This window comes from Synechococcus sp. R60.1, assembly GCF_047461835.1.
GTDB lineage: Bacteria > Cyanobacteriota > Cyanobacteriia > Thermostichales > Thermostichaceae > Thermostichus.
The window spans coordinates 27,519-36,433 of the sequence record NZ_JANSIA010000019.1 but is presented as its reverse complement, the minus strand read 5'-3'; the positions used below and the strand labels follow the sequence as shown (position 1 = coordinate 36,433).

The 8,915-nt window shown below is 56.2% G+C and carries 7 protein-coding genes; 4 read left to right on the top strand and 3 right to left on the bottom strand.

Annotated features, from left to right (window positions below):
- The first annotated feature begins 398 nt into the window (after window positions 1–398).
- From NW834_RS04645 to pxcA, 4 genes are all read left to right on the top strand, one after another.
- Window positions 399–755, top strand: a complete 357-nt coding sequence (locus tag NW834_RS04645; protein ID WP_011432451.1) for a ferredoxin-thioredoxin reductase catalytic domain-containing protein — start codon at window positions 399–401, stop codon at window positions 753–755.
- Window positions 756–859: 104 nt separating this feature from the next.
- Entirely contained in the window at window positions 860–976 is a 117-nt protein-coding gene (locus tag NW834_RS04640) for a photosystem II reaction center X protein (RefSeq protein WP_011432450.1), read from the top strand.
- 256 nt (window positions 977–1,232) lie between these two features.
- A complete protein-coding gene (locus tag NW834_RS04635) occupies window positions 1,233–2,636 on the top strand; it encodes a glycosyltransferase (RefSeq protein WP_414407900.1) in 1,404 nt (467 codons plus the stop codon).
- A gap of 180 nt (window positions 2,637–2,816) precedes the next feature.
- Window positions 2,817–4,199: a proton extrusion protein PcxA gene (gene pxcA / locus NW834_RS04630; protein WP_414419721.1), complete on the top strand. Its 1,383-nt coding sequence runs from the start codon at window positions 2,817–2,819 to the stop codon at window positions 4,197–4,199.
- Between the two features lie 163 nt (window positions 4,200–4,362).
- On the opposite strand, the gene NW834_RS04625 is transcribed toward pxcA, so the two are convergent.
- The 3 genes from NW834_RS04625 to uvrB form a co-directional block, all read right to left on the bottom strand.
- A complete protein-coding gene (locus tag NW834_RS04625) occupies window positions 4,363–4,983 on the bottom strand; it encodes a DUF721 domain-containing protein (protein ID WP_414419722.1) in 621 nt (206 codons plus the stop codon).
- Between the two features lie 14 nt (window positions 4,984–4,997).
- Window positions 4,998–6,842 (bottom strand): mechanosensitive ion channel domain-containing protein, encoded by a 1,845-nt coding sequence (locus tag NW834_RS04620; protein WP_414419723.1) that lies wholly within the window; start codon window positions 6,840–6,842, stop codon window positions 4,998–5,000.
- A gap of 108 nt (window positions 6,843–6,950) precedes the next feature.
- Window positions 6,951–8,915: excinuclease ABC subunit UvrB (uvrB, locus tag NW834_RS04615; protein ID WP_414426226.1), on the bottom strand; the 1,965-nt coding region annotated here is incomplete at its 5' end.

Below are 8,915 nucleotides of genomic sequence, written 5' to 3'. Positions count from 1 at the left end.
GGATCGAACTGCACGGGCGGTCGGAAGCAGGAACCCGCCGAGACGACTGCGCAAGGAGCCATCCATGCGTAGCGTGGCAGGAATCTCCGGCCTTCAGGCCGGGGAGGATGTCAAGGTATTCTGTAGAGGTACGCCAAGGCTGGCTCTTGCTACGGCCCCTAGATGTTGCCTTGTGTAACAGCAAGGGCATAATCTTTTGTCCTGCCTAGAGGTCTGCTGTACAACGAAGAGCGAGATACAGCTTTTCTCGACGTTGTGGGAGGTCTGTGGAGTTATCTGTGGAGTTAATAGAATCCCGGCCCCCTACACGTCTGTACTGGCTTCGGGAGGCGTCGTCGGAAAAAGCTGTGAACCCCATTGCTAGCAACAGCCGGTTAGTTCCACTTTTGGGAATCGTCATGGAAAGTCGTGGTTACAAAAAGTCCTCACAGAAGAGCTTTGAGTTGATGCGGCATTTCGCAGAAACCTACGCCAAACGCTCCGAGACCTTTTTCTGCTCGGATCCATCAATTACGACGGCGGTGATCGAAGGCTTGGCTCTGCACAAAGAGCAATTGGGCGCCCCGCTGTGTCCCTGTCGTTTTTATGAAGACAAAGAGGCAGAAGCAAAAGCAGGCTATTGGAATTGCCCCTGTGTACCCATGCGGGAGCGAAAGGAATGTCACTGTATGCTGTTCTTAACGCCGGATAACCCCTTTGCCGGCAAGAGCCAAACCCTAGAGGAGGTGCCCCTGGAATACCAAACTACCAAATGACAGCGCCCGGCAGGGACAAAGGCAGGCTTTGGAAGGGTGACAGGGCTCGGTATAATCGAAAAGCCGTTGGGCAATGGTTATTTGCACGAGGAGGAAACGCTTTTATGACTCCCTCACTTGCTAACTTCCTCTGGAGCTTGGTGGCTGGTGCAGTTGTGCTGGGGGCTCTCTTTGGCGCCATCATCTTTGTCAGCCAAAGGGATAAAGTGCGTCGTCGCTGAGATCCCCGCTCGTTGGCACTTGCCCGCCAATGCTTCCCTTTTCCCTGTACTGCTATCGCTGGGTGGGGAGAGACTGGGGTGGCAAGATGTGGCTGCGGTACGCAATCGCTGGAGGGCTTCGCCCCTGTCGTCGGGGATCCAGCTGGGTTGGGTGACCAACAGATTGAGATCTAAGGTGCTTGAAGCCGTTGTTGCAAACGATCACACCTTATGATCGAAGACTATCCAGCGATACCCCAGGGATCCCTTGCCAGCGTTGACCCACCCCTTGTATTACTGGCGGCAAAAAAACCGCTACTACCACGAGGATCTGGAGCGGCTGCATCGCTTTTTTGTCCCTGCCGGTTTGCGCATCTTGGAGATTGGTTCCGGCACGGGATCCCTGCTCAATGCCTTGCAGCCCAGCTTCGGGGTGGGGATCGACCGGGATGCGGACATTGTTGCCCAAGCTCAGGCAGAGTTTCCCCATCTCCATTTCCGGGTGCAAGATGCCCACACGCTGGACAAAGGGGATCCCGTCTTGGCGGAGCCTTTTGATGTGATCTTGCTCGTCAATACCCTGGGCTACCTGGCCGACATCCAGCAGGTTCTCCAGCAGTTGCGCCGCTTCTGTACCCCTCGCACCCGCCTGATCCTCTCCCACCACAACCCACTCTGGGAGCCGATTCTGAGCCTGGCAACCGCTCTGAAGCAACGGATGCCTCTGCCGGCAGCCAACTGGTTATCGGCAGCCGATGTGGCCAACCTGCTGCACTTGGCAGGATACGAGGTCATTCAGCAGGGCAAGCGGCTGTTGTTGCCGCGGCGGATCCCGTTCCTTTCGACTGTGATCAACCGGGTGATTGCCCCATTGCCCGGGATCAACGCCCTCTGCCTGACGGAATATACGATCGCTCGCCTGCAGCCCGACCCTGCCTGGGATCCCCCCCCTGAGCAGCAGCCTTCCTGCACCGTGGTGATTCCGGCTCGGAATGAAGCGGGCAACATCCGCCGCTGCGTGGAACATTTGCCCGAGATGGGATCCCGCACCGAGATCATTTTTGTGGAGGGGCATTCCAGCGACGGGACTTGGGCCGAGATCCAGCGGGTACAGGCGGAATACCAAGGGATCCGCAATATCCGGGCTCTACGGCAGGAGGGCAAGGGCAAGGGGGATGCGGTGCGCAAGGGGCTGGCTGCCGCTACAGGGGATGTGTTGATCATCCTCGATGCCGATTTGACCGTACAGGCAGAGGACCTGCCCAAGTTTTTCCGGGCTGTGGCTTCCGGGCGATGTGATTTTGCCAATGGTTGTCGCCTTATCTATCCCCTGAAACCAGAGGCAATGCCTCGGCTAAACCAATGGGCCAATCGTTTTTTTGCCGCTCTCCTCTCCTACATTCTCGGCATCCGCATCAAAGATTCCCTCTGTGGCACCAAGGCCCTGTGGCGGGAGGATTACCAGCAGATTGCCAAGCTGTGCCAAGAGTGGGGGGATTTCGACCCGTTTGGAGATTTTGACCTGTTGCTGGGATCCGCCAAGCGCACCCTGAAGATCCTGGATATCCCCGTGCGCTATTTCCCCAGAACCTATGGTCGCTCCAACATTCACCATGTGCGAGAGGGGCTGCGGCTGCTGCAGATCTGTGGCTTTGCCCTCAAGCGCTTTAAGGGATACTGAAGTTTGCTCTGACCCAAAGGTGCCGGTCTGTACTTCTGTCGAGGCAGGGCCAGTCTCTGCAAGTACTTCTCCACCGTTGGGATTCCCGCCTAGGCACCCAGGACTCGTTACAATAATTAGTCAATCGGATCACTGTAATGTGTGGATCGGCCCCCATGGGGAGTGCCACGGGAACGAGCAATGGGAGAATCCGTATTGAGCAGGCTGGGCCAATGGATCTCGAATACCCCCCTGCGCTCCCTCGACCAAGCTTATGAGGCTGCCCTGCGCATTAAAGCCATTGAGGATCAATACTTCCAGGGAGGGTCCATTGGCAGCAATGGGCAACACGGCCAGAATGTCAGCCGCTACTTTCAGATTCAACTGCGCCGGCAGCTGCGCCAGATCGATCTGCGTTTGGCAGAGTTCAGAGCCAGCAGCGCCTTTTCTCGCCTGCCGGATCCCGAGCAAAATGGCAGCGGCCCTACTTCTGCCCAAGATAAAGCTCAACAACTCCATGCCGCTGAGGCCAATGTTTCTGAAAGCAGCAGCGAAAACTCCGAGAATGGTTGCCAAAGACGAGATCTTTCCATTTTGGAGAAACTGCAGTTTATCGATCAGGTGACTTCTCGATACAAACGCCCGACCAGAAAATCCCAGCCCATCTCTGCTTCAATTTCCACTTCACCTGAGCCTCTCGAACCGCCAGAACAACCTACCTCAACTGAACCCAGTTCTTCTAATGTCTCTGTCAAGGCAGGCTCCGGCAATGGCGCTGCCCCGGTCGCTTCCAAAGCTGCGATTCTGCCCCGCTCCATTCTGCGCACGGCCAGCCAAATCCGCCGTGAGCTGAGTTCCCAGGCCGAGGAGGAACTGATCCAAGAGTATCGGGAGGCTCGCACTCGCACACTGGTATCGATTCGTTTTCTGTTGTTGTTGGCCGTTTTGCCTCTGCTCACCCAGATCCTCTCGAAAAACTTTCTGTTTGGGCCATTGGTAGATCACTTGCAACAACGGGAGCCTGCCATTGTGGCTCTGAGCCACGAATTTCAAGAAAAAGCCCTGACAGAGTTCGAGTTTTTCAAGGAAAGAATAGAATTTGAGCGAGCTTTGCACCATCAATCTCCAGAGTGGGATCTGGAATCAGCAGATCAACTGTCCATGAAGGCAGAGGAACTGCTGAAAAAATATAGCCGTAGGAACTCGGAAGGCTTGAAGAATATCCTTGCTGATTTGCTTTCGCTGCTGGTGTTTGGCTGGCTTATCTTTGTTGGGCGTGAGGAAATCGAAGTCCTCAAGTCTTTTTTGGATCGTCTGATCTACGGTCTCAGCGATAGTGCCAAGGCTTTCATTATTATTCTCTTTACCGATGTGTTTGTCGGTTATCACTCTCCCCACGGTTGGGAGGTGCTGCTGGGTAATTTGGCTGCCCATTTGGGGTTACCGGAGAACCGCGATTTTATCTACGGCTTTATTGCTACTTTTCCGGTTTTCCTAGATACGCTTTTTAAGTATTGGATCTTTCGCTATCTAAACCGTGTATCGCCGTCTTCGGTGGCCACCTATCGGGCTATGAACGATTAAGGGTTCGCAGTTGCATTTCAAACTGGGTTGAGACGCTTCCCAAGCGCTCCTTGCCGCTGCCGTAACCATCCACAACCTCTCTCAGAGGAAGAAAGAAGTTGGGGATCGACCTGACGAATCGTTTGATTGCCATTTGAAGCAACCGTAATTCGAGTTTCCTGAGTTAGCTGGGCGGGCGCAAGGATTGTCGATGGCAGAACCCACAGACAAACCAACGCTCCAATTCGGCGGCAGGGGTAGGACAGCGGCAGGCGGGGCAAGGGAACAGGTTCTCCTGGGTTTGTTGTTGCTTCACCACTCTGGCCCAGCGCTCGAAAGCCACTTTCGGGTCGGAGGTGGGCTGTTTTGGATTGGGGCTGCGACAGGATCCAGGGCGTTGTCCATCTTGGTCTGCTAGGCGGGGAGCGCCATAAAACTTGCTGGTCAGCTCCGCATCAGGATGGGGGGCAGCCGGGCTGGATCCCTTGTGCCAGGCACCAGAGCTGAAGCGGATATCGCTGAGGGGAGATTGTAGCCGGCTGTTGAGTTTCCTGAGAATGATCTGGCGTTGCAAGGTTAAGTTTTGTGCCCAGGCCGGGGTAGAGGTGGCCACCTGCAGCACCTGTCGGCGCAGGCTGAGAGGATAGGTTTGGGCGGCTACGGCCTCTCCGACGAGTTCGGGCCAGAGCTGCCGCAGGGTTTGCATTTGCTTCAGTTCAGCCCAACGGGGATGGCTGCCAAAGCTTCCCAGTACCTCATCTAACCGCTGCAACATGGTGTCGATAGGGTGTCGATAGGGTGTCAATGGCAGGCAATAGCTTAGGAAACACCATTTTGGTCTTCCGGCGATTGAGCCGCTTCTTTGAGGGCAGAGTGAATGGAGTCGGTATCGGGCAAAGAAGGGGATCCGCCATTTTGACTGAGGGGGGCAAATCCCTCTAGGCTGCGGATGTGAATATCTTGTTGCGGGAAGGGGATGCGGATCCCACGTCGCCGAAACTCAGCCTCGATTAGGAAGTTTAGCTCGCTGATCAAGACAAACTGATCTTGAGGACGGTTGATCCACACCAGCAGCTCAAAGTTAAGTGCAGAAGGGCCAAAGGACTTGAGCCAGACTTGGGGGGCAGGGCTGCTCAACACCCGAGCATTTTCTCTGGCGGCGCTGAGCAGGGCTTCGGTAACCAAGGCGGTATCGGAGCCGTAGGCCACGCCCACAGGAATGTGGATGCGACAGCGGGGATCCCGGTAGCTCCAGTTCACCACCTTTGATTCGGTAAAGCGGGAGTTGGGCACGATCACAAAGATGCGATCCAGGGTGCGCAAGACGGTAGCCCGTGGCCCAATGCGCTCCACCGTGCCGAGCAAGTTGTCCACTTCCACCAGATCCCCGATTTGGATGGGGCGCTCCAGCAAAATGGCAATGTAGCTGATGTAGTTGTTGGAGAGGTTTTGCAAACCAAAGCCGATCCCCAAACCCACCGCCCCGGCAATAACCGCCAAGGAGCCCAGATTAAGGCCGCTGAAGGGCAAGACCAGAAGGATGCCGAACAGGGTCAGGATGTACTTGAAGATGGCCGCCGAAGACTCTTGGGTGCCCAGATCCAGCCCCAGGCGTGCCAAAAAGCGCTGCTTGAAGCCAACACTGACGTAGTGGGCGCCGGTGAAAACCAAGATGGAGAGGACGAGGAAGACCAGCAAGCTGGCAATCGAAACGCTGGAGTTGGGCAGAGGCTGGGTGAGAACGCCCAGAGCCGTGGCGACCACACGACCCAGGCCCAGGTAAAAGGAGCGCTGAAACGGTCGTAGGGCAGGGATGAAGCTGATACCGCGATCCAGCGAGATGCCGGCGATGAGGATTGCCCCCACGCCCCGCAGCAGCATCCCACCCACATCAATCCAGGTGCCCCAGGTCTCTCCGGCCTTAAGCTCCAACCAGCGTTGCAAGCGGGTTAGGCTGCGGTCGAACAGCCGCCAGAGAAAGAACCCCACCACCAGGGTGGCGATCCCTGCCAAAAGGGTCAGAACCAGCACGCGCGGATCCTGGGCCCGCTGCAGAGCCAGCAGATCTTCGCGGTAATCGGCAATCGCTTGCTCCAACCGCCGCGCCCAACTGTTAGCCACCAGACGCACGTCATTCAGGCTCACCTGACCCGGTGCCACCCTGCGCTCTGCGGCTGCATCGGCATAGGTGACGGTGAACAAATACCGTTGTGTGCGCTCAAAGCGGCCTCTTTCCCCCAGGCGTAAGATGTATTGCCCATTGGCATCCTGGGCTACCCGTACCTCTGGCTGTGGTAACTGCCCTTCTTCGAGAAAGCGCTCGATGATCGCCCGAACGTTGTCGGCCCGCACATCGCTGGGGTAGTCTGCCGTCTGCAGGCGGAACACCGGTATGTTCCCGACCAGCACCTCTGTGCCCTCTTGGCCGGTCAAAGGGATCCCGACTGGGCTGGGGGCTGGGGCAGGGGATCCCTCAGGAGTTGGCGCTTCAGCCGGTGTGGGTCGGGGATCGGCCAGGAAAAAGTTGGGATCCCGAAATTCAAGGGCTTGAGCCAAGGGGATCCCTGAGGAGGCAGAGGCGACGGCAGGGGTGAGCCAGAGACCTATCCCCACCGTCAGCCCAACCCAAAGAGCTGCTCGCTTAAGTGGGACGGAGTCCTGCATGGCCGGTTTGGTACGAACGCCCATCGATAATTGGGGATCCCTGGTGCTGCCCCGCAAGCTCATGGTGGCACAAGCCGACCTCAATTTTGGCCGATCTGAGCAAGGATTTTAGGTGCCCTGAGAATGGCCCAGAAGGCGTTGACGCAGCTTTTTGATTCTATCTCGCAGCTCGGCGGCTTCCTCAAATTCTAGGTTTTTGGCGGCCTCTTTCATCTTCAGTTCCAGTTGGCCGATCAGCTCCGGAATCTCGGAGAGAGGGATCTCTTGCGCAGCTTGAAAGGCTTTTTCCAGATCTGGGTCGTTAAGTTTGCGGGAGATGGCCAAAAAAGACAAGATGGCATTGCTGTTTTTCTTGACGATGGGCTTGGGCGTGATGTTGTGTTGGCGGTTGTATTGCAATTGAATTTCGCGGCGACGCTGGGTTTCGGCAATGGCCCGGGCCATGCTGCTGGTCATGGTGTCGGCGTACATCACCACCGTTCCACGGACATTCCGCGCTGCCCGCCCGATCATCTGAATCAGGGAGCGCTCTGCTCGCAAAAACCCTTCTTTGTCGGCATCCAAAATGGCCACCAAAGAAACTTCTGGCAAGTCCAACCCTTCCCGGAGCAAGTTGACCCCCACCAACACGTCAAAGGCCCCTTCTCGAAAATCTTGTAAGATTTCAATTCGCTCAATCGAGGTGATCTCGGAATGCAAATAGCGAACTCGGATCCCTCGCTCCTGGAGATATTCCGTGAGGTCCTCTGCCATCCGTTTGGTGAGGGTGGTCACGATCACCCGTTCGGCAGGCCCCTGCTGAGAGCGCTCCAATCGCAAATAAATTTCCCCCAGCAAATCGTCCACTTGCCCAGCCGTAGGGCGCACATGCACCTCGGGATCCACCACCCCGGTGGGCCGAATCACCTGTTCGATAACCCGACCGCTGCCCTGCACATAAAACTTCAAGGTCTTGCCATCTTCCACCCGGGTTTCAAATTGGGCCTCGCTCTGCTCCAGTTCCCAGTTGCCGGGGGTAGCCGAAACAAAGATACACTGATGAACTTTGGCCCAAAACTCTTCGGCTTTGAGGGGGCGATTGTCGAGGGCGCTGGGCAGGCGAAAACCGTGATCCACCAGCACCTGCTTGCGGGCACGGTCGCCATTGTACATGCCGCGAATTTGGGGCACGGTCACGTGGGATTCATCCACCACCAGCAGCCAATCGTTGGCCTTGAAATAATCCACCAAGCAGGCGGGGGGCTCTCCTGCTTTGCGTCCCGTTAAATGTCTAGAGTAGTTTTCGATCCCATTGCAATAGCCCACCTCCCGCAGCATTTCTAGGTCGTAGCGGGTGCGCTGCTCTAGGCGTTGGGCTTCCAGGAGCTTGCCTTCTTTGCGAAAGAAGGCCAGTTGCTCTTCCAGTTCTTGCTCGATATTGAGGATCGCCCGCTCCAATTGTGCTTCCGGCGTTACAAAGTGCCGAGCAGGATAAACTCTGAGGGCGCTGAGGCTGTTCAAAATCTCACCTGTAACCGGGTCGATTAAGCGAATGGCCTCGATCTCATCCCCAAAAAATTCGATGCGAATGACCCGATCCTCATACGCCGGCACAATTTCCAGCACATCTCCTTTGAGGCGAAATCGCCCTCGCACCAGCTCTAAATCGTTGCGCTCGTACTGGATGCTGGCCAGAGCCCGCAAGACATCCTGTTGGTTGATCTCCTGGCCGACTTTGAAGGGGATGGAAGCCTTCAGGTATTCTTCTGGCATGCCCAGACCATAGATGCAGCTCACCGAGGCCACCACAATCACATCTCGCCGTTCAAACAAGGAGCGGGTAGCCGAGTGCCGCAGCATATCGATTTCATCGTTGATAGAGGAAGATTTGGCGATGTAAGTATCGGTGCTGGGAACATAGGCTTCCGGTTGGTAATAGTCGTAATAGCTGATGAAGTATTCGACGGCATTATTGGGAAACAGCTCTCGTAGCTCATTGCACAGTTGTGCCGCCAGCGTCTTATTGTGGGCCATCACCAAGGTGGGCCTGCCCACCTGCTGAATGGTATGGGCGATGGTAAACGTTTTGCCGGT